Origin of the sequence: Streptococcus sp. 27098_8_103 (assembly GCF_041432345.1) — a bacterium.
Classification (GTDB): Bacteria; Bacillota; Bacilli; order Lactobacillales; family Streptococcaceae; genus Streptococcus; species Streptococcus mitis_BV.
In genome coordinates this window covers 1-24,223 of record NZ_JAPVZK010000029.1, presented here as the reverse complement: position 1 = coordinate 24,223, position 24,223 = coordinate 1, and the positions used below count along the sequence as shown (strand labels likewise).

Here is a 24,223-nt window from a genome sequence, read left to right as displayed (position 1 = left end):
GAGTTATTTTCAACTCTTACTATTATACAGACTTTTCAAACTTTGTCAACTACTTTTTCTGTTTTTTTCAAATTAAGTAAAAAGAGCCAGAATTGAACCGACTCTTTTATTACTTATCAAACTTAGAAGCACGTTCTTCTCCCCACCAATAGGGCATTAATTCTGCAACTTTAACAGTCTTTCTTCTATTGTAGTCCATCATGAATTCTGCATCCTTATTTTCAGCGTTCAACTCTAAGAGGAACTCTCTGCAAGCGCCACAAGGCATACCCGAACTTCCACCATAAGGTGGTTGCTCTCGAAAGGCTAAGATTTTTTTAACCTTAGTTTGTCCTGAAAATTGGTACATATTGAAGAGTGCTGCCCGCTCTGCGCAGAGATGGGAAACACCACAGGTTCCCTCCATACAGAATCCTGTAAATATTTGTCCATCTTCTGCTTCTACTGCGGCAACGACATGATTCGCATAAACAAAATCAGATACTTCATGTGGATTATACAATTTCTGTGCTTCTTCGTACATCTTTTCCCAGATATCCATTGTTGCATCCTTCTTATTTAGAGATTTCTTTTAGCATGTTTTCGATATGCTGGATTGATTTTTCACGGCCTAACAAGAAGATAGTATCTGGCAATTCTGGTCCATGCATTTCACCTGAAACTGCGATGCGAATTGGCATGAAGAGATTTTTCCCTTTGATACCTGTTTCTTTTTGAACAGCTTTGATTTGTGGGAAGATATTCTCTGTTACAAATTCATCATCTGTCATCGCTTCAAGTTTTGCTTTGAAGGCTTCAAGAACTGTTGGGACTGTTTCTCCCGCCATGACTTCGCGCTCTGCTTCTGTCAATTCTGGAAAATCTGAGAAGAAGAGATCTGTCAATGGGATAATCTCATCTACTGATTTCATTTGTGGTTTATAGAGCTCAACTAATTTTTCAGCCTTGTCAGTTAAACGGCCTGCTTCCTCTAAGAATGGTTTTGCCATTTCAAAGATAGTTTCTAGGTCTGCATTCTTGATATAATCATTGCTCATCCAGTCGAGTTTTTTCTGGTCAAAGGCTGCTGGAGACTTGCTCAGGCGGTTTTCATCGAAAAGTTTAATGAGTTCTTCACGAGAGAAGATTTCATCTTCGCCACCTGGGTTCCAACCAAGAAGAGCAATAAAGTTAAAGACTGCTTCTGGTAAATAACCTTTTTTACGGTAGTCTTCGATAAACTGAAGGGTGTTGGTGTCACGTTTAGACAATTTTTTCCCAGTTTCAGAGTTGATAATCAAGGTCATATGACCGAACTCTGGAGCTTCCCAACCAAGTGCTTCATAGACCATAAGCTGTTTTGGTGTATTAGCAATGTGGTCATCTCCACGGATTACGTGAGAAATTTGCATATCATGGTCATCGATGACAACGGCAAAGTTGTAAGTTGGGTAACCGTCTTTCTTTTGGATAACCCAGTCACCACCAATATTGCCACCTTCAAATTCGATATCACCTTTAACCATATCATGCCACTTGTAGATACCTGACTCATTGACCGCCAAACGAACTGTTGGAATGATACCAGCTGCTTCACGTTCTGCGATGTAAGCTGCTTTTTCTTCTTCACTCATACCAAGGTATTCGTTAATGTAGCGAGGTGTTTCACCAGCTGCTTCTTGGCGTTCGCGTTCAGTTGCCAACTCTTCTTCTGTAACGTAAGATTTGTAGGCTTTTCCTTCAACTAGCAATTGATCGATGAATTTTTGATACAAGTCCAAACGCTCAGACTGGCGGTAATTTTCATGTGTTTCTGGGCTTTCATCCCAATCCATACCTAACCAACGAAGGTTTTCAAGTTGTGAACGTTCACCATCTTCGACATGGCGTTTACGGTCAGTATCTTCGATACGGATAATAAAAGTTCCACCATGATGACGTGCGTAAAGGTAGTTGAACAATGCTGTACGGGCATTCCCGATGTGTAGTAGTCCTGTTGGACTTGGTGCGTAACGTACGCGGATATCTTTTGACATAGTTTCTCCTATAAAGTCTCTAGGCGTCTGCCTTTTTGCTCTCTATATTATATCACAAGTCTTGGCTGAGGCCAATTTCTATGGATAAAGAGAGTAAAAAGAGTGGACAAGCCACTCTTTTCTTCTATTATAGACGTGCGTTAAGTTCTTTGCTCAATTCTTCAAATCCTGGTTTTCCAAGAAGGGCAAACATGTTACGTTTGTAAGCTTCAACACCTGGTTGGTCAAATGGGTTGATAGCATTCAAGTAACCTGAAAGAGCGATAGCCAATTCGAAGAAGTAGATTGTGTAACCAAGAGTGAAAGCATCTTGCTCTGGAAGAGTCACGTACATGTTTGGTACATCACCATCTGTGTGGGCAAGAAGAACACCGTCAGTTGCTTTTTTGTTTACAAAGTCAACGTCTTTTCCTTGAAGGTAACCAAGTCCATCAAGGTCTTCTTCCAAGCTAGGGATAATCACGTTTTTACGAGGTTTGTCAACACGGACAACTGTTTCAAACATGATACGAGTTCCTTCTTGGATAAATTGACCAAGTGAGTGCAAGTCAGTTGAGAAGTTGGCTGAAGTTGGGTAGATACCTTTTTGGTCTTTTCCTTCTGATTCACCAGCCAATTGTTTCCACCATTCTGAGAAGTATTGAAGTGATGGCTCGTAGTTTACCAAGATCTCAGTTGCATAGCCTTTACGGTAAAGGATGTTACGAACTGCTGCGTATTGGTAAGCTTCGTTTTCAGAGATTTTATCTGAAGTGTAGTCTTTGCGAGCTGCATTCGCACCTTCCATAAGGGCTTTGATGTCAGCTCCTGATGCTGCGATTGGAAGCAAACCAACGGCTGTCAATACTGAGAAGCGTCCACCGATATCATCTGGAACAACAAATGTTTCCCAACCGTTAGCATCTGCTTCAACCTTAACAGCGCCTTTTTGGCGGTCAGTTGTTGCATAGATACGTTTGTTTGCTTCTTCTTGACCGTATTTCTTAACCAAAAGTTCTTTGAAGACACGGAAAGCGATAGCTGGTTCAGTTGTTGTACCTGATTTAGAAATCACGTTTACCGAGAAGTCTTTGTCAGCTACGTACTCTACCAAGTCAGCAAGGTAAGTAGATGAGATTGAGTTTCCTGCGTAAAGGATTTGTGGAGCCTTGCGTTCTTCTTTTGTTTGCAAGTTTGCAAAGTGGTGGTTCAAGAAGTCGATTGCTGCTTTCGCACCAAGGTAAGATCCACCGATACCGATTACAACCAAAACATCGCTGTCTGATTTGATTTGCTCAGCAGCTTTCAAGATGCGGTCAAATTCTTCGCGGTCATAGTTTTCAGGAAGGTCCAACCATCCCAAGAAGTCGCTACCAGCACCAGTTCCTTTACGGATCAATTTATCTGCTGCTGTTACTTGTGATTGCATGTATTCCACTTCATGTGGTGCAACAAATTTGTCTAAAACTTTTGAATAATCAAATTTAATATGTGACATGTTATTCCTCCAATATTTCTTCTTTTCTATCATAACGCTTACCTTCGTTTTTTTCAAGTTTTTTTGTCGAATTTCTCCATTTTTTATCAGAATTCAAACGTTTGCGTAAAAATCCCACATTCCAAAAATTTTGAAAAAATAAAATAAAGAACGACCAGATGTCCCAGTCGTTACAGTTCATTCAATAAATACTCAAATAATTCTAAATTGCCATCTTCTTCATTAACCAGAAACTCTGGATGCCACTGCAAACCGATAATGCGGTGCTCGTCGATAGACTCAATCGCTTCAATAGTTTGGTCTCTTGGATCAATAGCAGTTACACGGAAATTAGGTGCCAAATCTTTAATACTTTGACGATGGACGGAGTTGACTTGACTTTCTTTTCCAAATAGCTTAGCCACCACGCTTCCTTCTACTGTCTCAATAGAATGAGATGTTCCGAAAGGCAGGCCTTGCCAGTGACCTTCGATTTCTTGATTGAGCGTTCCACCAAAGGCAACATTGACAAGTTGAACACCGCGACAGATTGCCATAATTGGTTTATTCTGACGAAGCGCTTCTTTCAAGAGTGCCAATTCAAACTCATCGCGGACTAGATTGTAATCATCGCTCTCGATGGTCTTTTTCTCTCCATAAAACTGAGGATGAACATTTTGGCCTCCTGTCAAAATGAGTTTGTCAATCATTTCCACATAATCGCGTACAACTGACTCATCACCAATAGGAATGACTAAAGGGAGACCACCGACTTGACGAATGCTCTCTGCGAATCTACAAGATACAGATGAATGAATGTTTTTACCTTCTGCGTCTACGGGACATAGATTTGCAGCAACTCCTACAACCGTTCTAGTCATGATGTCTCTCCTTTCGAATGTTAATACTCTTCGAAAATCAAATTCAAACCACGTCAGCGTCGCCTTACCGTACTCAAGTACAGCTTGCGGCTAGCTTCCTAGTTTGCTCTTTGATTTTCATTGAGTATAACGATAGTCCTATCATATCACTCAAAACGCCTTTCGTCTAATATGTTTTTTTTAAGACTGTGATAAAAATTTTTTATGGACAAGAAAAAGCTGCCCACATAGGACAACTTCTTTCTTATTCGAAAACAAATTGATTGTGATAGAGTTCTGAATAGAAGCCACCTAGTTTCAAAAGTTCATGGTGGTTACCGCGTTCAATGACTTCTCCATCTTTAAGGACAATAATCTGGTCTGCATTGAGGATGGTCTTCAAACGGTGGGCAATGACGAAACTAGTTCTGCCTGCTACAACCGCCTCCATGGCATGCTGAATCTTGCTTTCTGTCACCGTATCTACGTTTGAAGTTGCTTCATCTAGAATGAGAACTTCTGGATCTGTCATCAGGGTTCGAGCGATAGAAATCAATTGCTTTTGTCCTGTCGAGAAGATGCTTTGATCATCATCGATAAGGGTATCGTATTTGTCAGGTAAGCTTTCGATATAGTCGTGAATGTGGGTTGCCTTGGCTGCTGCCTCAACCATTTCTTGACTAGCATCTGGCACACCGAAACGGATATTGTCTCGAATCGTTCCGCTAAACAAGACCGAATCTTGCAAGACAATCCCCACCTTGCTTCTTAGACTATCTAAATCATAGTCACGAATGTCTTTGCCGTCAAAATAAATACCACCAGCATCAACATCATAAAAGCGATTGATGAGGTTCATAATAGTCGTTTTCCCTGACCCTGTCGGCCCAACAACCGCTGTCATCTGGCCTTTCGGAGCGGAAATGCTGACATCTTTCAAAATAGGTTTATCAGGCAAGTATGAAAAATCAATATGACTAATTTCAACACCTTCTTGCAACTTAGTGAAGATTGGAGCCTTTTCAGGTCGGATTTCTTCCTCTGCATCAAACATTTCCTGAATCCGTTCAGCCCCAGTAAAGGCTAACTGAAGGCTTCCCCAACTAGCTGCAACTTGGATAATAGGCTGGTAGTACTGCTGTGAAAATTGGGCAAACATAACAATCAAACCTAAGGCTGTACTTGTTTCAATAGTCTTATCGTTTAATAGAATAGCTGAACCAGCAAAGATGACGACGGCTGTATTAACCAGACTCATGCCATTCATGACAGGGAAGAGAATTCCTGAGAACATTCTTCCTTTAAAGGTTGCCTTGCGCACGCGCTCATTTTGCTCAAGAAATCCTGCCATCATATCCTTTTGAATTCCTTGCACAATCACGGCTTTTTGTCCTGAGATACTCTCATCCATATAGGCGTTGAGTTTCCCTACCTCTTTCTGCTGGAGATTGGTGTATTTGCGTGCCATTTTTACGATGAAAATCAGCATGAGGAAGGCCACTGGTGTGCTGGCAATGGTGATGAGAGCCAGCGTTACATTTCTCGAAAACATGACAAGAATCAGACCAATGTATAGAACGATGTTGCTCATGACCTGAATCAAGCTTTCGTTAAAAGCTTGGAGGATATTATCCAAATCACTGGTAAAACGAGACAGGATATCGCCATCTTGTCGGCGGTCAAAGAAAGAAACCGTCAAGCGAGCAAGCTTACCGAAGAGGCCTTTGCGCATCTCATTGGTCGACTCTGCAATCACGCGCGTCATGAGACACATGTATATGACACTAGAGATAAAGAGAACCAAAACCAGCAGGCCAAGATTGACCATGATTCCTGATAGACTTTGCCAAACAAGTTCTGGATTGCCATCTTGATAAGCTTGAACTAAATTGGCTAGCTCTGTTACCGCTTGTCCAGAAAAGACTGGAAAGAGGGCTTGGGCAAGAGTCGCCAGAACAATCATCAGTATGACAACTACAAATGATAGCTTATAGACTTTAAAATAATTCCAAAAAAATTGAACTGTTTTCATGTTACTCCTCCTTTCCTTTCTGTGTTTCATAGATTTCACGGTAAACATCATTGTTGGCAACTAAGTCTGCATGCGTGCCTTGACCAATCAATCGTCCTTGATCCAGTACTAAGATCTTGTCTGCATGGACAACCGAGCTAATCTTTTGCGCGATGATAATGGTTGTTGTTCCCTTCAAGTCCTTATTCAAGGCTTCTTGCACTAGGCGCTCTGACTTGGCATCCAAGGCCGAGGTCGAATCGTCAAAAATCAGAATACGTGGATTGCTGACAATTCCACGCGCAATCGACATCCGTTGTTTTTGCCCACCAGAGAAGTTGGTTCCCCGTTCCTCAACTGGACTTTCAAAGGTTTTCTCCATACGATGAATGAATTCACTGGCTTGGGCAATATTGGCTGCGCGCTCCATTTCAAATAGAGTGGCATCTCCTTTGCCCTGTCTCAAGTTATCTGCAATCGTTCCACTAAAGAGAATGGCACGTTGGAGAACGATAGAGACAGTTTTACGTAGGGTTCCTTCACTCACTTCGCGAATATCCTTGCCTCCAATTTTGATAACCCCTGCCTGTGGGTCAAAGAGACGTGGAATCAATTGAGCTAAGGTTGACTTTCCTGCGCCAGTCGCTCCAACTACACCAACCATTTGACCAGGTTCGATAGTAAAGCTCACATCTTTCAGCATCGGTTCCTTGTCCATTGGATAGGTAAAGGTTACATTTTCAAAGCTAAGACTTCCGACCAACTCTTCATCTGGCACATCCTTGAAGGTCATGGCTGGCTCTGCGTCAAGAATTTCTCGAATACGACGCATAGAAATCATGGCGCGACTGACAGAATTTCCTAAAAATCCAACCATAACAATGGTAAAGATAATCTGGCTTAGGTAATTAACAAAGGAAGCAATAGAACCCACAACAGAAGGATCCGACTGAACCATCCCTGCAACTAGCCAAATAGAGAGGAATACCGCCCCATAGCCAACTAACATCATAAAGGGTTCCACCACTGAAAAGGCATAACCAATGTAAAGGTTTTGACCAAGAAGCTCGTCTGAGACCTCCGAAAACTTAGCAAACTGCTCTTTTTCTTGGACAAAGGACTTGACCACACGAACACCGCGCAGATTTTCCTTGGCAATAGCATTGATGCGCTCAAGAAGGGTTTGGAACTTAGCAAAACGTGGCCCCATCATCCCCATCATGACAGCAGTCAAACCAAAAATTAAGATCACCATGAGAACAATCACCCACCACAGAGATGGCAAAGTTTGAACCGCAAGGATAAAGGAACCTATGAACAAGAGGGGGAGTCTGAAAAGAATTTGGAAGGTCATCATGACCACGTTCTGAATCTGGTTGATATCGTTGGTCATTCGAACGACTAGATTTCCCGCATTAAATTGTTCAATATTAGCATAAGAAAAGGTTTGGATTTTACGGAAGGCATCCTCTCGAAGGTCAGATGAAACTCCTTGAGCAATATAGGCTGCAAGGACAACATTGAGCCCACCAGCAACCAGACCGACCAAGGCAACACCAATCAACCAAGCCCCGATACTATAAATGGCTTCATATTTCCCAGCAAGTAGGGCGTCTAACACTTCCTGCAGATAACGCGGTTGCAGAAGTGAACTAGCAACCATCAAGCCCGTCATCAGAAGCGAGGCCAGTGCCTGCCACTTATAGGTTTTGATTTTCTGAATCAGCATATTTTCTCCTTAAAAAATAGACAAAAGGGAGCGACAATGCGTCAGCTCCTTTTCATTCTGTTTGTGTGATGTTATTCTAGCAAAAAAGTGAGAACTTGTCAAAGAAGTCTCCTTGATACAGCTAGAATGACAAGTAATTCATTCTTTATAATTTTTGTTTTAACTCGACCAAGACATTCATAGCCTGCATAGGTGTCATATTGTAAACATCCAGCTTAGCTAATTCTGCTAGGATAGGATGCACTGCAGGCGTGTCAAAGAGTGAAATTTGTTCTGAGACAGTACTTGTTTGTTTCATAGGAGCAGGACTTTCTGTCCCTTGATTCTCTAACTGAGTCAAAATCTTATCCGCCCTTGCTAAAAGGTCTGCTGGCAAGCCAGCAATCTTGGCAACATGAATACCATAGGATTTATCAGCTGGACCTGGTTCAATCTTGTGAAGGAAGGTAACCTGCCCACCCTGCTCCAAAGTTGCCACGTGGACATTGACCAAGTGTTGTAAACTAGACTCCAGACTAGTCAACTCATGGTAGTGGGTTGCAAAGAGGGTCTTGGCTCCGATATGTTCATGGATGTATTCGATGATGGACTGAGCAAGAGCCATACCATCATAAGTTGCAGTTCCCCGTCCCAATTCATCAAAGAGAATCAGAGAGTTCTTGGTCGCATGCGAAATGGCATTGTTGGCCTCCATCATCTCCACCATAAAGGTTGATTGGCCTGAAACCAAATCATCGGCTGCTCCGATACGGGTAAAGATCGCATCAAAAATCGGTAAATGGGCACTTTCTGCCGGTACATAGGAACCCATCTGGGCCATAATCGCCGTCATGGCTAACTGACGCATATAGGTTGACTTCCCGCTCATGTTGGGCCCTGTAATCAGTTGAATACTGGTATCTTCTGCCATCTGAATCGTATTAGGAATATAGGTCTGAGCCCCCATGACCTTTTCAACGACAGCATGGCGCCCTTTCTGGATATCAATCCGCGAATCATCTCCGAATTCAGGTCGAATCAAATGCTGGGTTTCAGCCACAACTGCTAGACTCTGTATGACATCAACTGTCGCAATTCCTTGGGCTAGAGCTTGTAAACGTTGGATGTACTTGCTGACCTCTTCACGAATGCGCATAAAAATTTCATACTCTAGGTTAGCTGACTTCTCACGCGCCTCCAGCATATCTCCCTCGATACGGGCTAATTCTTCGGTTCCAAAGCGTTCCGAGTTTTTCAGCGTCGCCTTGCGGAAAAAGTGTGCTGGAACATTTCCCAGTTGCGAATTGGTCACATGGAAATAGTAGCCATCCTTTTTATTGTAGTCAATCTTAAGCGTGCTGATACCAGAGTTTTCTCGCTCCTTAGCCTCAATTTCAGCAATCCAGCCAGTCCCTTCTCTGAGAACGCGACGGTACTTGTCTAAAGTCTCATCAAATCCAGTGCGGATAATGCCACCTTCTGTAATCACATGAGGAGCTTCAGGAGCAATCGCTGCGCTAATCAAACTCTCCAACTCAGGGATTCCATCCAGTTGTTCTATAAGATAAGCTAGAGCAGGTTGCTCCATGCCTTCTAAAATCGCACGAATCCGTGGCACACTAGACAAAGTGGTCGCCAACTGCAAGAGATCCTTGGGATTGGTTTTTCCAAAAGAAACACGACTAGCCAAGCGTTCGATATCATAGACACCCTTGAGGCTGTCTGTCAAATCACTGCGCTCAAAGAAATGGTCGAGAAAGACCTGCACCACCTCTTGACGTTGGACGATTCGTTCCTTATCAATCAAGGGACGATGGATCCAAGACCGCAAGAGACGCATTCCCATAGCCGTCTTGGTTTCATCCAAAAGCCAGAAAAGACTTCCTTGTTTCTTACCTGAGCGAGCATTCTCAACCAAATCCAGACTAGCCTTGGTCGCATAATCCATCTGCAAGAAATCCTTGATTTCATAGCGGATAACAGGCTTGAGGTGGTTCAATTCTCTCATCTGAGTCCGATGGACATACTGGAGCAACTTACTAGATGCCGCTTGCTCCACAGCTGCCAATCGTGAATCCAGTAAATGAAGGTCTTCAAAGCCTTCTTTTTCATATGAAAGCACCAGATTCATCTGACGACTGAGGATTTGTTCTTCTTCCTCAGACAAGTCATAACCCAGCACCACTTCTCGCGCCTTGAGATTACGGATTTCCCCACAAACCAGCGTGAAATCCAAAAGACCTGTCACATAAAAGTCACCCGTCACCAGGTCCATATAAGCTAAGCCAAATTGATTGCCATCTCGATCTATAGCAACCAAGAAGTTGTTCTGACTGTCTGGCTTACTGCTATCGACCACTGTCCCTGGCGTAATGACCTGAACAACCTCTCGTTTCACAACCCCAACTGCTTGTTTAGGATCTTCCATCTGCTCTGCGATAGCTACCTTATAGCCCTGCTCAATCAAGACATCTATATACTGCTGGGCAGAATGATAGGGGACACCCGCCATAGGAATCGGATTGTCGGCATTCTTGTTGCGACTCGTTAAGGAAATTTCCAGAATCTGCGCAGCATTGACCGCATCCTCATAAAATAATTCATAAAAATCACCCATCCGAAAGAGCAAAAACGCATCTGGATATTGCTTTTTAATATCCACATACTGTTGCATGCCGGGTGATAGCTTCTCTGTCGCCATTTTCCGTCTCTCCTTGTCAAAAATAAGTCTTGAGAGCGACTCTCAAGACCTTACTTATCTTTCATCAAATCTAGCAAACGATCTTCCATGAGTTTGGCAACGTGCTGGTCTCGACAAATAACCAATAAGGTATTGGCACCAGCAACTGTTCCTAAAATCCATTCATCCTTGTTTGCATCTACAATATTTGCCAAAACAGAGGCTTCTCCCAATTTGGTATGAAGTACCAAGGTAAACTCTGCTCTTGCAACACCTTCTAAATGATGAGACAAAAATTCAACCAAATCAATCTTTTCTGTCTCATTTGCTAGTACATAATACACCATATCATTTTTCTTGACCTTGGTCAAGCCGATTTCGCGCAAATCACGAGACAGGGTTGTCTGCGTCACAAAAACATTGTGCGCCTCCAACCGATCTTGAATTTCTTTTTGTGTACTTAATTTCTCCTCAGTAATCATTTTTTTTATTAACTGATGACGATCTCTTTTTCTCATAAAATCCTCTTATATGCATATTTATAACTAATTTTATAACTATATTATACCAAAAAAATAGGAGATTTCAAAAATTTTTTCTTCTTTCTTTAAAATTGTGATAAAATAGTAGAAAAGTCCAAAAAGGAGCTCTTAATGAATACAAAAGAATTGATTGCTAGCGAATTGGCTAGCGTCATTGATAGCCTGGACCAAGAGGCTATTTTCAATTTACTGGAAACCCCTAAAAACTCAGAAATGGGAGACATCGCTTTCCCTGCTTTTTCTCTTGCAAAAGTCGAACGTAAAGCACCTCAAATGATTGCTGCTGAACTGGCTGAAAAAATTAACAGCCAAACCTTTGAAAAGGTTGTCGCAACAGGACCTTACGTCAACTTTTTCCTTGATAAATCTGCCATTTCTGCTCAAGTATTGCAAGCTGTTATCACTGAAAAAGAACACTATGCTGACCAAACTATTGGCAAACAAGAAAATGTTGTTATCGACATGTCTAGTCCCAATATCGCTAAACCATTTTCTATTGGTCACCTACGCTCAACTGTTATCGGAGATAGCTTGTCACATATTTTCCAAAAAATCGGTTATCAAACGGTCAAGGTCAACCATTTGGGAGACTGGGGTAAACAGTTTGGGATGTTGATTGTTGCCTACAAAAAATGGGGCGACGAAGAAGCTGTAAAAGCTCATCCAATCGATGAACTTCTTAAACTCTATGTCCGCATCAACGCTGAGGCTGAAAATGACCCTAGCTTGGATGAAGAAGCACGCGAATGGTTCCGTAAACTTGAAAATGGAGACGAGGAAGCTCTTGCACTTTGGCAATGGTTCCGTGATGAAAGTTTGGTGGAATTTAACCGCCTTTACAATGAATTGCAAGTCGAATTTGACAGCTACAACGGAGAAGCCTTCTACAACGATAAGATGGATGCAGTTGTAGATATTCTTTCTGAAAAAGGCCTTCTTGTTGAATCAGAAGGTGCCCAAGTTGTGAATCTTGAGAAATACGGAATTGAACATCCTGCACTCATCAAGAAATCTGATGGAGCAACTCTCTATATTACACGTGACTTGGCTGCAGCCCTTTACCGTAAAAACGAATACCAATTTGCTAAATCGATCTACGTTGTTGGTCAAGAACAATCTGCCCACTTTAAACAACTCAAAGCTGTCTTGAAAGAAATGGGCTACGGCTGGAGTGAAGACATTACTCATGTTCCTTTTGGTTTGGTTACAAAAGAAGGGAAAAAACTCTCTACTCGTAAAGGGAATGTCATCTTGCTAGAGCCTACTGTTGCAGAGGCTGTTAGCCGTGCCAAGGCCCAAATCGAGGCTAAAAATCCTGAACTAGAAAACAAAGACCAGGTAGCACATGCTGTTGGGGTTGGAGCCATTAAATTCTATGACCTCAAAACCGACCGTACAAATGGATACGACTTCGACTTAGAGGCTATGGTATCCTTTGAGGGGGAAACTGGTCCTTATGTACAATATGCCTATGCTCGTATCCAATCGATCTTACGTAAAGCAGACTTCAAACCAGAAACAGTGGCTAATTACAGCTTAAATGATGCTGAAAGCTGGGAAATCATTAAACTCATCCAAGACTTCCCACGTATTATCAACCGTGCGGCGGATAACTTTGAACCTTCTATCATTGCTAAATTTGCAATTAGCCTGGCTCAAGCCTTTAACAAATACTATGCACATACACGTATCTTGGATGATAGCCCAGAACGCGACAGCCGTCTAGCTCTCAGCTACGCAACCGCAGTCGTTCTCAAAGAAGCCCTTCGCTTGCTTGGAGTAGAAGCGCCAGAGAAGATGTAAATCACCAAAGTTACTTGATTGCAAAGCAATCTAAGTAACTAACGCCAAATCCTATCAGGAATTTGGCTAGGTGCTTCACTAGTAAAGAAACATAAATATTATCGATTTATGTTTCTTTACGTCGTAACCAGAGACACTTGCCTAAACGCTTCACTAATTCACCAAACCAAATAATATCGATTTGGTTTGGTTCATGTCGTAAGCTTCAAGTTACTTGATTAAAAAGCAGTCTAAGTAATTAAGACCAAATCCTGTCGGAGATTTGGTTAGACTTATGTCGCAATCTTTTAATTACTTAATTGTAAAGCAGTCTAAATAACTAAGACCAAATCCTATACGTAATTAGGTTTAGAGGCCTATCAAAAATCTTATCAAGTTTTGCTGACTTGTTCTGCTATTTTAGATCCACTAATTCAATCTACTCACTACTACTTCTTTATCATACAGGGAGATATTCTATGAGCCAATATGCTTATATCCTCGTTGTAATTAGCTTGGTGTTCCTTTTTCTGCTCAATAAGTACGAGAAGGAGAGACTTCAAAGGCTCTACCAAGAACAACTTTTAAAGGATGAAACATTTAGGAGTGATATCAAAGAGAAAATTCACACGACTGAAAATATCAATGATGTCATTGCTTACATCAATAAAACTTATCATCTGGGAATGTTACTGTCAAAAGACATTACAGATCAATTGAAATAAACCGAGCTATTCTTTTAAGGAATATAAAAACCGAGACTGAGAGTTTGTCCCTTCGTCTCGGTTTTTGTGTATTTTTCAAGTAACAAAGCCACCACTCCCCAGTAATGCAAGTGCAAAATCCTCTAGAATATGATAGAATAATGAAAAGGACTCTATTAAGGAGGAAAACATGGAAAAACAAACCGTCGCCGTCTTGGGGCCTGGTTCTTGGGGAACTGCCCTTTCACAAGTCTTAAATGACAATGGACACGAGGTACGTATTTGGGGAAATCTTCCCGAGCAAATCAATGAAATTAATACCTATCATACTAACAAGCACTACTTTAAAGATGTCGTTCTAGATGAAAATATCATTGCCTACACTGACTTAGCAGAGGCATTAAAAGATGTAGATGCGATTTTGTTTGTTGTCCCAACAAAAGTGACACGACTTGTTGCCCAACAAGTTGCAAAAACCTTAGACCATAAGGCTATCATCATGCACGCATCAAAGGGATTAGAGCCTGATAGCCATAAACGATTATCAACTATCCTTGAAGAAGAAATTCCTGAACATCTCCGCAGTGATATTGTCGTTGTTTCAGGACCTAGTCATGCGGAAGAAACCATTGTACGTGACCTGACTTTAATCACTGCTGCTTCTAAAGATTTACAAACAGCTCAATATGTTCAGGAACTCTTTAGTAATCACTACTTTCGACTTTATACCAATACGGATGTTATCGGAGTTGAAACTGCTGGTGCTCTTAAAAATATTATTGCTGTCGGTGCTGGAGCTTTACATGGTTTGGGATTTGGTGACAATGCCAAGGCAGCCATCATCGCTCGAGGCTTGGCAGAAATTACCCGCCTAGGAGTAGCACTTGGGGCCAGTCCATTGACCTATAGTGGCTTATCCGGTGTAGGAGACTTGATCGTAACGGGAACCTCCATCCACTCTCGTAACTGGAGAGCCGGAGATGCTCTTGGTCGTGGAGAATCTCTAGCTGATATCGAAGCCAATATGGGCATGGTGATTGAAGGAATCTCAACAACTCGAGCAGCCTATGAACTAGCGCAAGAACTTGGAGTCTATATGCCAATTACACAAGCCATTTACCAAGTTATTTACCACGGAACCAATATTAAAGATGCCATTTACGACATCATGAACAATGAATTTAAAGCAGAAAATGAGTGGTCTTAACCCTCTAGAGAAAGGATTCTTATGACATCAAAAGTTAGAAAGGCAGTCATCCCTGCCGCTGGACTTGGAACTCGATTTTTACCAGCAACCAAAGCACTTGCTAAAGAGATGTTGCCAATTGTGGACAAACCAACTATCCAATTTATCGTAGAAGAAGCTCTTAAATCAGGTATTGAAGATATTCTGGTTGTCACTGGTAAATCAAAACGTTCTATTGAAGACCACTTTGACTCAAACTTTGAGCTTGAGTACAACCTCAAAGAAAAAGGCAAACATGACTTACTAAAACTGGTAGACGAAACAACTGGCATTCGCCTTCACTTTATCCGTCAAAGCCATCCTCGTGGTCTTGGAGATGCTGTCTTACAAGCAAAAGCTTTTGTAGGGAATGAGCCCTTCGTTGTCATGCTGGGTGACGACCTAATGGATATCACAGATGACCACGCTATTCCTTTGACAAAACAATTGATGAATGATTACGAAACGACTCACGCATCAACAATTGCTGTTATGCCTGTCCCTCATGAAGAAGTTTCAGCATATGGAGTTATCGCTCCTCAGGGTGAAGGGATTAATGGTCTCTACAGTGTCGAAACTTTTGTTGAAAAACCAGCTCCAGAAGATGCTCCAAGTGATTTGGCAATCATCGGACGCTATCTGCTCACACCAGAAATTTTTGAAATCCTCGAAAATCAAGCTCCCGGTGCTGGAAATGAAATCCAGCTTACCGACGCTATTGATACGCTTAATAAAACACAACGTGTTTTCGCCCGTGAATTTACAGGAGCTCGTTACGACGTTGGGGATAAGTTTGGCTTTGTGAAAACATCTATTGACTACGCCCTCAAACACCCACAAGTCAAAGATGACTTGAAAGATTACCTCATCCAACTGGGAAAAGAATTGGCTGAGAAGGAATAACATAAAAAGATAAGGCATTTGTACTGACCCCAAAAAGTTAGACAATTAATTTAAGCAAAGGATTTAGTTCTGTATTGTACAGGGCTAAGTCCTTTTAGTTTTACCTTAATTCGTTTATTGTTGTAGTAATCAATATAGTCTACAATAGCTTGTTCCAATTGCTTAAGCGACTGAAACGACTTCTCATAACCATAAAACATTTCCGATTTCAGAATCCCAAAGAAGGACTCCATCATACCATTGTCTGGGCTGTTACCCTTACGTGACATGGATGCTTGAATTCCCTTACTCTCTAGGAACCGATGATAAGAATCGTGTTGGTATTGCCAGCCTTGGTCACTATGGAGAATGGTATTCTCGTAATGTTCCTCACCGAAAGCCTGGTCTAACATAGCTTTTACTTGTTCTAAGTTCGGTGATGTAGAAAGATTATAAGCGATGATTTCGCTGTTAAAACCATCTAAAACTGGCGATAAGTAAAGCTTTTGAGTGCTTGCTGTAATGGCAAATTCTGTCACATCTGTGTAGCACTTTTGCATTGGTTTGGTTGCTTCAAATTGACGTTGAATAAGATTATCTGCTTTCTTGCCAACCTCTCCTTGGTATGAAGAATACTTCCGTTTACGGCGAATTCGAGCCGTTAAACCAAGTACTTTCATCAGACGCTGCACCTTCTTATGGTTCACTACGAAGCCACGATTTCGTAATTCTAGAGTCATGCGACGATAGCCGTAATTTCCTTTATGCTCAGTATAAATTGACTGAATTTCAGCTTTAATATCATAATCTTTATCGCTTTGATCCAGCTGTTTTAAGTGGTAATAATAAGTTGAACGGGCAAGTTTAATAATCTTTAGAAGGATATCTAAAGAAAACTCTGTTACCAGTCCTTGAACAATTTCCGTTTTTCTTCTTGCTCCTTTTCGTCTCTCAATCGGAGTTCTCTCAACTTTTTTAGAATGGCATTCTCCGCTCTCAAGTACTCATTTTCTGCTTGAAGACGTTCTAATTCTGTCATATCTTCAAATCTCTTCTTTGGCTTACGTCCCATTTTAGGTGGTCTCCCTCTTGTTTTCTCAACAATAGTATACCCGTTTTTCTTATATTGTGCCAGCCAATTCGAAAGTAATCCACTACTTAGAAGAGCATAATCCAGAGACGCCCTAATTTGTGAATGCCCCTCAAGAAGAACTTTATCAATGATCTCTTGTTTTAGTTCAGGAGAATAGTAACAATTCTTTCCTTTTTTGACGAACTCTATTCCGTAACGATCAATCAATTTAATCATGTACCTAAGATTAGAATTGTTTATCCCAAATTTATTTGAAAGCTTCTCTAAGCTATATCCTTGTTTTCTAAGTTCATAGATCTGAACTTTATCATCATAACTCAATTTCATAATAAAACACCCCAAAAGTTAGATTTTTTCTGTCTAACTTTTGGGGTGCAGTACAAATGCCTTATCTTTTTTCATTACACAAATTGTCTTCCAACTTCTTCACATCCCCATTCCCTTATAGAAAAGTAACACTGCGAGTCCTACGAACAACACTAACGCTACCAGTCTCTGACTAGCGCTATACATCCGTCTTTCTCCTTGAACTGGAAAGATAATTGCTAGAAATACTCCACCAACTGCTCCCCCGATATGACCTGCTAGGCTGATTCCTGGAATCAGAACACTTCCAATAATATTAACCACAAAAAGTGTCAGATAGGATTGCCCCAACTGCTGGATATAAGGATTACGCGTAGCATAGCGAAGAATGATAATCGCGGCAAATAGCCCATAGAGAGAAGTAGAAGCTCCTGCTGCTAAGGATTTTGGACTAAATACAAAAACAAAGAGATTGCCCATCATTCCAGATAAGAGATAGAGAAAGAAAAACTTCTTGGATCCGAAAATTTCCTCTACTTGTCTACCAAGATAATAAAGGGAAAGCATATTAACAATGAAATGCTCCCAACCAATATGAACAAAAATGGCAGAAAAGAGACGCCAAATCTGCTCGGGAAAGAGCCGAATAGCAGGCCCATACATGGCTCCAAATCGAAATAAGGTATCCGCCCTGTCAAAGTTTCCACCTGTAGTCACCAACATTAGTAGAAACACCAAGGCCGTCACTAAGAGGAAGAAACTCGTCACAGGATAACGTCTATCAAAGATTTCCTTCATCAATTAAAACCTCCTGAACAGGAATATCATGATTTTCAGGCATGAATTGCTGAACTTGACAAGGATAGATCGTACTCAAAGTATGACCAGAAAAATGTTCCAGATAGCGGTCATAATAACCTCCACCGTATCCAATCCGATATCCTTCCGTCGTAAAAGCCAGACCAGGAACATGAATCAAATCAATCTGAGAGGCATCCACCACTTCCAAATCTCCCTGTGGTTCCAGTAATCCAAAGGAAGTTTTGACCAATTGCTGCGGATGATACACTACAAAGTCCATGCGCCCCTTGGGATAGGTTTTGGGTATCAGAACCTTCTTGCCGTCCCTCAGCGCCTGCTCAATCAATCCCTGAGTTTGAAACTCATGAGAAAAAGAGAGATAGGTTGCGATGATCTTTGCTTCTTGGTAGAAGGGGTGTTGTAAAAGTCGTTCAGTTAAAGCTTGGTCTATAAACTGTTTTTGCTCTCGAGGTATAGCCTTCATTTCTCGCAAGACTTGCTTACGTAATTCCGATTTCATAGACAACCCCTCTACTCTGCTGCCTTCTTTTTCAGGAAACTAGAGACCGCATCCACCCCAATAGCTAATGCTTCTTCCTTAGGACTCATCTGAGGGTGATGAAGGGCATAGGGACTATCAATACCTAGCCAGAACATAACGCCATCAACTTTTGAAAGGAGATAACCAAAGTCTTCACCTGTCATAGCAGGTTCGATATCAATCAACTCAATTCCGTCTTTTTCTTCAAAGAAATCCATCAGTTCACGCGCCAAGGCTGGATGGTTCTCAACAGGCAGGTAACCACCTTGTTTGAGTTCCACTTCGACTTCCATATCGAAGGCAGCTGCAACCCCTTCTGCAACTGTTTTGACCCGCTTTTGCACCAAGAGACTCATATCCTGTGTCAAGGCCCGAATAGTTCCATGCAAAAAGGCTGTGTCTGTGATGACATTGTTTGTTGTTCCGGCTTGGAAAAGACCAAAGGTCACCACTGCTCCCTCGATTGGGTTGACATTGCGGCTGACAACTGACTGCACCTGAGTCACAAAGTAACTAGCCGCCACCAAGGCGTCATTAGCTTCATGTGGAAAGGCTGCATGTCCTCCTTTGCCTTTGAAACGGATCTTCACCTCGCAAGTACCTGCAAAGAGTGTATGAGTATTGGTCGCAATCTGGCCAACCTTCAAATCTGGCCGAACATGAAGCCCATAAAACTGGTCTGGCAACCAGTCTCCAAAAGCGCCATCCTCATACATGAGCATGCCACCAGCTTCATTTTCTTCAGCAGGTTGAAACAGAAAGAGCAGATTGTTCTTTGGTTGCTCCTCAAGGGCTCGCTCAAGACAGCCTAAAGCAATAGTCATGTGGAAATCATGGCCACAAGCATGCATACGATCTTGATGCAGAGAAGCGAAGGGCAGGCCTGTTTGTTCGACAATAGGCAGGCCATCAATATCTGTCCGCCAACCAATGGTACGCTTTGGCTGACTTCCCTGTAAATAGACCAAAATCCCTGTTCGCCAAGTACGAACTTGAACAAAATTCTTGCCCGCAGTCAATTTCTCAATCACATCCAGCAGATAAGCCTGAGTCTTGAACTCCTCCAAGCCAATCTCTGGAATCTGGTGCAAATCTCGTCTAGTATGAATCAAATCTAACATCTATCTTTCCTCCTATATAGCAGAAAGAGGCTGGAAAAGGGTTCCGCCTCTATTTTTCTTTTACAATTACAAGGTACGAAGCGCATCCTCTAGCGCTGTTTTTTGTTGGGTTTGGGCATCAATCTCTTTGATAATACGAGCTGGAACACCTGCTACCACCACGTTTTCTGGGACATCTTGGGTAACAATAGCTCCTGCTGCGACAACTGAACCACTACCGATTTGGACCCCTTCGATAACCACTGCGTTGGCACCGATAAGAACATTGTCTCCAACACGGACTGGTTCTGCGCTAGCTGGCTCAATCACACCTGCAAGAACGGCACCTGCACCAACGTGGCTGTTTTTCCCCACGATAGCACGGCCACCAAGGATAGCACCCATGTCAATCATGGTTCCTGCACCAATTTCAGCACCGATATTGATAACCGCTCCCATCATGATAACAGCATTGTCACCAATTTCAACCTGATCACGGATAATAGCACCCGGCTCAATACGAGCATTGATAGCACGTTTATCTAGCAAAGGAACTGCAGAATTACGAGCGTCTTGCTCAACAACATAGTCTTGATTTTCTACCAAACCATCGAGAAGCGGAGCCACGTCCTTCCAATCTCCGAATAGGACATTACCTAGTTTAACAACAGAGCTTGGTACAGCAGTTGCAAGTTGTCCTTCAAAGGTTACTTTAACACTGGTTTTCTTTTCAGCATTGGCGATAAATTGAATAATTTCTTGTGCGTTCATTTTTGTAGCAGTCATAGGCGCCTCCTAGTTCATTTTAATGATACCTATTCTACCAAAAAAGGCCTCAAATTTGAAGCCTTTTTGTTTGTTTTTAGGTATGATTTTTAGGGATGTGAGATAAAACGTGCTGTCGGTAAAAGCAAGCCCCTACCGATACAACCTAAAAACACTCTTCACAACTATCTCCCCGTGTTTTATTGACTATTCTAGTATAGCACACTTTTAGAATTAAGAAAAGACTTTTTATTTACTTTCTTTCGCTTCTTCTATCGATAAGAAAATCATAGGTAAAATAATCAAGGCCATAGCTAGAAGAAGGGACCAATCCACTACTAAACCTAAAAATAAAACACTCAAAAGGGCAGAAGAGAGAGGTTCACTGGCACTAATAACGGAAACCACCAAAGGAGAAACCAAGGACACAGCCTTCATGGAAATGAAAAAGGCAAAAGCCGTCCCTAAAAAAGCGATAATAAGGCAAATCAAGATACTCCAAATATCCAGAGTAAAGGAAAGCTGGTAAACCGGCGAGAGGACATTGCTAAATAAACCTGCCAAAATCATCCCCCACCCAACCGTAGGCACAAAACCATAGCGCTTCGCGAAAGGTTGGGGCAAGATAACATTAAACATGACCCCCATGGCACTCAGCAAACCCGTCATAAGTGCTAGCGGTGTCATGGATAATTGAGAGAGATCTCCCTTTGTCGCCATCAGGCAAACACCCAACATGGCAACCAAAACATAAAAAATAGCGCTTTTTGACGCTCGTTTTTGATAAACCAAGCGATTGTAAAAGAGGATAAAGACTGGACTGATAAACTGTAAAATAGTTGCTGTCGCTGCATTTGAGTATTCTACACAGAGATAGAAAAAATACTGAACTGAAAAAATCCCCAAAATAGCATAGGCTAAAAAGGGCAGGTAATTTTTCTTATCTCGCCAAATATCTAGCACTTGCGATTTTAATTGCATCGCAGACCAAATGAGCACAAGACTCCCTGCTAGTGTCAAACGCATAGAGGTAATCCAGCCGGAGGACACTTGATAATGAGTAAAGAAATACTCTCCTAGAATCCCACAGATTCCCCAGATTAAGCCAGATAGGAGCGAATAAATGGTTCCTTTAACAATCTTTTTCTGATACTGATTCATACCTTTATTGTAACACGAAAGGAAAAAAGAAAAAAGTGGCAATCCATTGATTAGCCACTTCATTTAGAAAAGTTTAAAGAACTTAACGTCTCGTCGTTGAAGAAGAAGGTCTAGTAGCGCTTGAATTGCTACTGTTGTTAGAACTACTACTTGAACTTGGTGTAGATGAGAAACTACCAATAATACTTGACCAAGCATTTTGGTAATCTGCTTCACTTCCTCCAATAGCAAAGTGATAGCTTGTCGTAGGAGCTCCCGCCGTATTAGCCCAATAGCTCGTTACAGTAGCCCCTGAAAGATCCACTGTTTTTCCATTAACGGATACTTTGCCTGGCTTCTGTCCTGTAGATCTGAGGACCTGAGATTGGGTCACACTAGAATCAAGATTAAAGCGTTCATTGCCCCAAACACCAGGCTCAGCCTGTTGGATAGCATTGACCAAGTAAGCCATATATTTGGCATTTCGATAATGCCCAGCCCCCTTAGCCATTGGGCGGTTGTCATCATGCCCTAACCAACCACCTAGAGTCAATCTTGGCGTCGAAAGCATGAGCCACATGTTTTCATCTTCATTGGTTGTACCAGTCTTACCAATCCAGTCTGCACGAGCTAAGCTTGAATTGATAGAAGCCAAATCCGTTTGGAAACTTGAAGTGATTCGAGAGGAAATCACCTCACGAAGCAAACTCTGCATAATTGTTGCCGTCGCCTTCGAGTACACTTGAACTGGCTTGTCTTGGAATTCATAGATTACTCTACCGTCAGATGATTCAATCTTAGAAATCACATGTTTCTGATGATAAACACCGTTATTAGCAATTGTTTGATAACCATTGGTATGCTGGGCAACTGTGACTTCAATCCCACCACCCATAGGCAAACTTTCGATACCGTACTCCGGAATCTCGTAACCCATTTTCTCCATGTAACCCTTGACATCTACACCCTTCTCACGTAGCATTCGATAGGTCCAATAGGCTGGGATATTCCATGAATAGTTCAAGGCTTCTCCCAAGGTCATCATGCCTGTACCTGGACTGTTCACATACATGATAGGATTTCCATTAGAGAATTTTGTCGGATAATTTGACAAGATACTAGCGCTACCCATCAAACCTTGGTCAATGGCAATACCGTAGGCCAACAAAGGCTTGGTTGTAGAGGCTGGCGAGCGCTTAGTGTCGAAGGCATGATTGTTTTGGTTAGTCTGGTAATTACGACCACCAACAAAGCCTAGAACAGCCCCCGTTTTATTGTCCATCAAAACATTCCCTACTTCAGGCTGACCAGTCGCATCATCTACCAAATGACCGTAGTTAGCAACTGCATTTTGCATGGCGTTATGGATTTTTTTATTGATCGTTGTAGTGATTTTATAGCCACCGTTACTTAGTTCCTGCTCCGCTCGCTCATGATAGGCCTTTTGAATCGACTCGTTTTTCAACTCTTGACTAGAAACATTGTCCTGTTGAACTAAATAATCATACATACGGTCTGTCGCTTCAGCCATAGCTGTAAAGTAGAGATAATCCCTCGAAACAGCATTGACAGTTCCTGATGGCAAGAAATCTTGTTTGAGATTATAATCCTTGTACTGGTCGTATTCTTCCTGAGTCAGAGCACCCGTACGGTACATGTTGTAGAGAACATCCTTGGCCCGCTTCAAACCAAGTTCTAAGTCTTCATCACTCTTTAACTCTCCAGTATTTTCATAAGGGGAATAAGTAATCGGACTCTGTGGCAAACCTGCTAGGAAGGCAGCTTGGGGAATACTCAGCTTGTTGGCATCGATACCGAAAATCCCTTCAGCAGCTTGCTGAGCACCTGCAATATTCTGTCCTTTATGATTTCGACCAAAGGGAGCAACATTGAGATAAGTAGTCAAGATTTCATCCTTACTCATGCTGCGTTCCAAGGCAAGGGCATCAACAATTTCTGTAGCCTTACGAGCCAAAGTCGGAGCATCTCCAACCACTTGTTGTTTGATTAACTGTTGAGTCAAGGTCGAGCCCCCGCTAGATGAGCCCAAACCTGCAAAGGTTCCCAAAGTCGCCCGAATCACAGCTTTTGGCACAACCCCATTATGTTCAAGGAAATGTTCGTCCTCAGTTGCAACGATAGCCTTTTTGAGATTGTCTGATATTTCCTCAGATGAAACAGAAGTTCGCAGTAGGTCACTCTCGATAGAAGCAATGACACTCCCATCTGCATAAACAATTTCTGAGATAGAAGAAATATTTTTAACCTGCTTGACCAAGTCCTCCACTTTGGGAACCTTAGCCTTGTCAAACAAAGCAACTCCATAACCAAGAGCTACACCAGCACCAAAAAGCCCACCGATAAAGCCTAGAATAAAGAGTGTATTCAAAATCCCCTTGATAGCGACTAAAATGCTACCTAGGATAGCCAGAACTCTCCCACCTGTCCCATCCGACTTCCTCTCTTCTGAGACTTTCTCTGATTTCTTATGATTTATTTTTGATTTTACTAGCTGGAAAAATTCCAGCATTTTTCGTTTTAATTCATTTAATTGATTTTGCATGGATTTCCTCACTCTATCTATTATACCATAAAAGGTAAACTTTCAATAA

19 protein-coding genes are annotated in these 24,223 nt (G+C 41.9%); 4 read left to right on the top strand and 15 right to left on the bottom strand.

What is annotated here, in order from left to right; genetic code table 11:
- Positions 1–109: 109 nt before the first annotated feature.
- The 8 genes from O3599_RS08325 to argR form a co-directional block, all read right to left on the bottom strand.
- The gene (locus O3599_RS08325; RefSeq protein ID WP_371512532.1) at positions 110–541 is read right to left on the bottom strand and encodes a cytidine deaminase; all 432 of its coding nucleotides are present in this window, start codon (positions 539–541) and stop codon (positions 110–112) included.
- A 13-nt stretch (positions 542–554) separates the two neighbouring features.
- Entirely contained in the window at positions 555–2,015 is a 1,461-nt protein-coding gene (gene gltX, locus O3599_RS08320) for a glutamate--tRNA ligase (RefSeq protein ID WP_000031049.1), read from the bottom strand.
- 127 nt (positions 2,016–2,142) lie between these two features.
- On the bottom strand, positions 2,143–3,492 hold the full coding sequence (locus O3599_RS08315) for a glucose-6-phosphate isomerase (protein WP_049515882.1): 1,350 nt from the start codon (positions 3,490–3,492) through the stop codon (positions 2,143–2,145).
- Positions 3,493–3,662: 170 nt separating this feature from the next.
- Entirely contained in the window at positions 3,663–4,352 is a 690-nt protein-coding gene (locus O3599_RS08310; protein WP_247939813.1) for a gamma-glutamyl-gamma-aminobutyrate hydrolase family protein, read from the bottom strand.
- A 244-nt stretch (positions 4,353–4,596) separates the two neighbouring features.
- Positions 4,597–6,363, bottom strand: coding sequence for an ABC transporter ATP-binding protein (patB, locus tag O3599_RS08305; protein ID WP_247939814.1), 1,767 nt, complete (start codon positions 6,361–6,363; stop codon positions 4,597–4,599).
- A gap of 1 nt (position 6,364) precedes the next feature.
- Positions 6,365–8,071: a multidrug efflux ABC transporter subunit PatA gene (gene patA / locus O3599_RS08300; RefSeq protein WP_371512528.1), complete on the bottom strand. Its 1,707-nt coding sequence runs from the start codon at positions 8,069–8,071 to the stop codon at positions 6,365–6,367.
- 145 nt (positions 8,072–8,216) lie between these two features.
- Positions 8,217–10,751 (bottom strand): DNA mismatch repair protein MutS, encoded by a 2,535-nt coding sequence (gene mutS / locus O3599_RS08295; protein ID WP_371512526.1) that lies wholly within the window; start codon positions 10,749–10,751, stop codon positions 8,217–8,219.
- A gap of 50 nt (positions 10,752–10,801) precedes the next feature.
- On the bottom strand, positions 10,802–11,248 hold the full coding sequence (gene argR, locus O3599_RS08290) for an arginine repressor (protein WP_001231476.1): 447 nt from the start codon (positions 11,246–11,248) through the stop codon (positions 10,802–10,804).
- 135 nt (positions 11,249–11,383) lie between these two features.
- Between argR and argS the strand changes: the two genes are divergently transcribed.
- The 4 genes from argS to galU all read left to right on the top strand — a co-directional run bounded on the left by argS (position 11,384) and on the right by galU (position 15,886).
- The gene (gene argS, locus O3599_RS08285) at positions 11,384–13,075 is read left to right on the top strand and encodes an arginine--tRNA ligase (protein WP_070526292.1); all 1,692 of its coding nucleotides are present in this window, start codon (positions 11,384–11,386) and stop codon (positions 13,073–13,075) included.
- Between the two features lie 458 nt (positions 13,076–13,533).
- The gene (locus O3599_RS08280) at positions 13,534–13,779 is read left to right on the top strand and encodes a hypothetical protein (protein WP_020903404.1); all 246 of its coding nucleotides are present in this window, start codon (positions 13,534–13,536) and stop codon (positions 13,777–13,779) included.
- Positions 13,780–13,948: 169 nt separating this feature from the next.
- A complete protein-coding gene (locus O3599_RS08275) occupies positions 13,949–14,965 on the top strand; it encodes an NAD(P)H-dependent glycerol-3-phosphate dehydrogenase (RefSeq protein WP_020903403.1) in 1,017 nt (338 codons plus the stop codon).
- 21 nt (positions 14,966–14,986) lie between these two features.
- Entirely contained in the window at positions 14,987–15,886 is a 900-nt protein-coding gene (gene galU, locus O3599_RS08270; protein WP_371512523.1) for a UTP--glucose-1-phosphate uridylyltransferase GalU, read from the top strand.
- Between the two features lie 50 nt (positions 15,887–15,936).
- Here galU and O3599_RS08265 read toward each other — a convergent pair.
- The 7 genes from O3599_RS08265 to pbp1b all read right to left on the bottom strand — a co-directional run bounded on the left by O3599_RS08265 (position 15,937) and on the right by pbp1b (position 24,174).
- Positions 15,937–17,285 (bottom strand): IS3 family transposase gene (locus O3599_RS08265; protein WP_371512521.1). Its coding sequence is split into 2 segments (ribosomal slippage): positions 15,937–16,835 and positions 16,835–17,285, totalling 1,350 coding nucleotides; the frame shifts between segments, so codons are not numbered across the junction.
- Between the two features lie 99 nt (positions 17,286–17,384).
- Positions 17,385–18,062, bottom strand: a complete 678-nt coding sequence (locus O3599_RS08260) for a rhomboid family intramembrane serine protease (protein WP_247939901.1) — start codon at positions 18,060–18,062, stop codon at positions 17,385–17,387.
- Positions 18,046–18,585: a 5-formyltetrahydrofolate cyclo-ligase gene (locus O3599_RS08255; RefSeq protein WP_247939900.1), complete on the bottom strand. Its 540-nt coding sequence runs from the start codon at positions 18,583–18,585 to the stop codon at positions 18,046–18,048. The genes O3599_RS08260 and O3599_RS08255 overlap by 17 nt, the downstream gene beginning before the upstream one ends.
- Positions 18,586–18,596: 11 nt before the next feature.
- The gene (locus tag O3599_RS08250) at positions 18,597–19,727 is read right to left on the bottom strand and encodes an N-acetyldiaminopimelate deacetylase (protein ID WP_247939899.1); all 1,131 of its coding nucleotides are present in this window, start codon (positions 19,725–19,727) and stop codon (positions 18,597–18,599) included.
- Positions 19,728–19,793: 66 nt separating this feature from the next.
- Positions 19,794–20,492: a 2,3,4,5-tetrahydropyridine-2,6-dicarboxylate N-acetyltransferase gene (gene dapD / locus O3599_RS08245; protein WP_000127460.1), complete on the bottom strand. Its 699-nt coding sequence runs from the start codon at positions 20,490–20,492 to the stop codon at positions 19,794–19,796.
- A 228-nt stretch (positions 20,493–20,720) separates the two neighbouring features.
- On the bottom strand, positions 20,721–21,632 hold the full coding sequence (locus tag O3599_RS08240) for a DMT family transporter (RefSeq protein WP_247939898.1): 912 nt from the start codon (positions 21,630–21,632) through the stop codon (positions 20,721–20,723).
- An 82-nt stretch (positions 21,633–21,714) separates the two neighbouring features.
- Positions 21,715–24,174, bottom strand: a complete 2,460-nt coding sequence (gene pbp1b, locus O3599_RS08235) for a penicillin-binding protein PBP1B (RefSeq protein ID WP_247939897.1) — start codon at positions 24,172–24,174, stop codon at positions 21,715–21,717.
- Between the last annotated feature and the right edge of the window lie 49 nt (positions 24,175–24,223).

What these genes read in the sequence shown, in the direction of transcription:
- O3599_RS08250 (WP_247939899.1), bottom strand. Translation starts at nt 19,727, where the DNA reads ATGTTAGATTTGATTCATACTAGACGAGATTTGCACCAGATTCCAGAG.
- mutS (WP_371512526.1), bottom strand. Translation starts at nt 10,751, where the DNA reads ATGGCGACAGAGAAGCTATCACCCGGCATGCAACAGTATGTGGATATT.
- patA (WP_371512528.1), bottom strand. Translation starts at nt 8,071, where the DNA reads ATGCTGATTCAGAAAATCAAAACCTATAAGTGGCAGGCACTGGCCTCG.
- patB (WP_247939814.1), bottom strand. Translation starts at nt 6,363, where the DNA reads ATGAAAACAGTTCAATTTTTTTGGAATTATTTTAAAGTCTATAAGCTA.
- O3599_RS08255 (WP_247939900.1), bottom strand. Translation starts at nt 18,585, where the DNA reads ATGAAATCGGAATTACGTAAGCAAGTCTTGCGAGAAATGAAGGCTATA.
- argS (WP_070526292.1), top strand. Translation starts at nt 11,384, where the DNA reads ATGAATACAAAAGAATTGATTGCTAGCGAATTGGCTAGCGTCATTGAT.
- O3599_RS08310 (WP_247939813.1), bottom strand. Translation starts at nt 4,352, where the DNA reads ATGACTAGAACGGTTGTAGGAGTTGCTGCAAATCTATGTCCCGTAGAC.
- O3599_RS08260 (WP_247939901.1), bottom strand. Translation starts at nt 18,062, where the DNA reads ATGAAGGAAATCTTTGATAGACGTTATCCTGTGACGAGTTTCTTCCTC.
- O3599_RS08325 (WP_371512532.1), bottom strand. Translation starts at nt 541, where the DNA reads ATGGATATCTGGGAAAAGATGTACGAAGAAGCACAGAAATTGTATAAT.
- O3599_RS08240 (WP_247939898.1), bottom strand. Translation starts at nt 21,632, where the DNA reads ATGAATCAGTATCAGAAAAAGATTGTTAAAGGAACCATTTATTCGCTC.
- O3599_RS08275 (WP_020903403.1), top strand. Translation starts at nt 13,949, where the DNA reads ATGGAAAAACAAACCGTCGCCGTCTTGGGGCCTGGTTCTTGGGGAACT.
- galU (WP_371512523.1), top strand. Translation starts at nt 14,987, where the DNA reads ATGACATCAAAAGTTAGAAAGGCAGTCATCCCTGCCGCTGGACTTGGA.
- gltX (WP_000031049.1), bottom strand. Translation starts at nt 2,015, where the DNA reads ATGTCAAAAGATATCCGCGTACGTTACGCACCAAGTCCAACAGGACTA.
- dapD (WP_000127460.1), bottom strand. Translation starts at nt 20,492, where the DNA reads ATGACTGCTACAAAAATGAACGCACAAGAAATTATTCAATTTATCGCC.
- O3599_RS08315 (WP_049515882.1), bottom strand. Translation starts at nt 3,492, where the DNA reads ATGTCACATATTAAATTTGATTATTCAAAAGTTTTAGACAAATTTGTT.
- pbp1b (WP_247939897.1), bottom strand. Translation starts at nt 24,174, where the DNA reads ATGCAAAATCAATTAAATGAATTAAAACGAAAAATGCTGGAATTTTTC.
- argR (WP_001231476.1), bottom strand. Translation starts at nt 11,248, where the DNA reads ATGAGAAAAAGAGATCGTCATCAGTTAATAAAAAAAATGATTACTGAG.
- O3599_RS08280 (WP_020903404.1), top strand. Translation starts at nt 13,534, where the DNA reads ATGAGCCAATATGCTTATATCCTCGTTGTAATTAGCTTGGTGTTCCTT.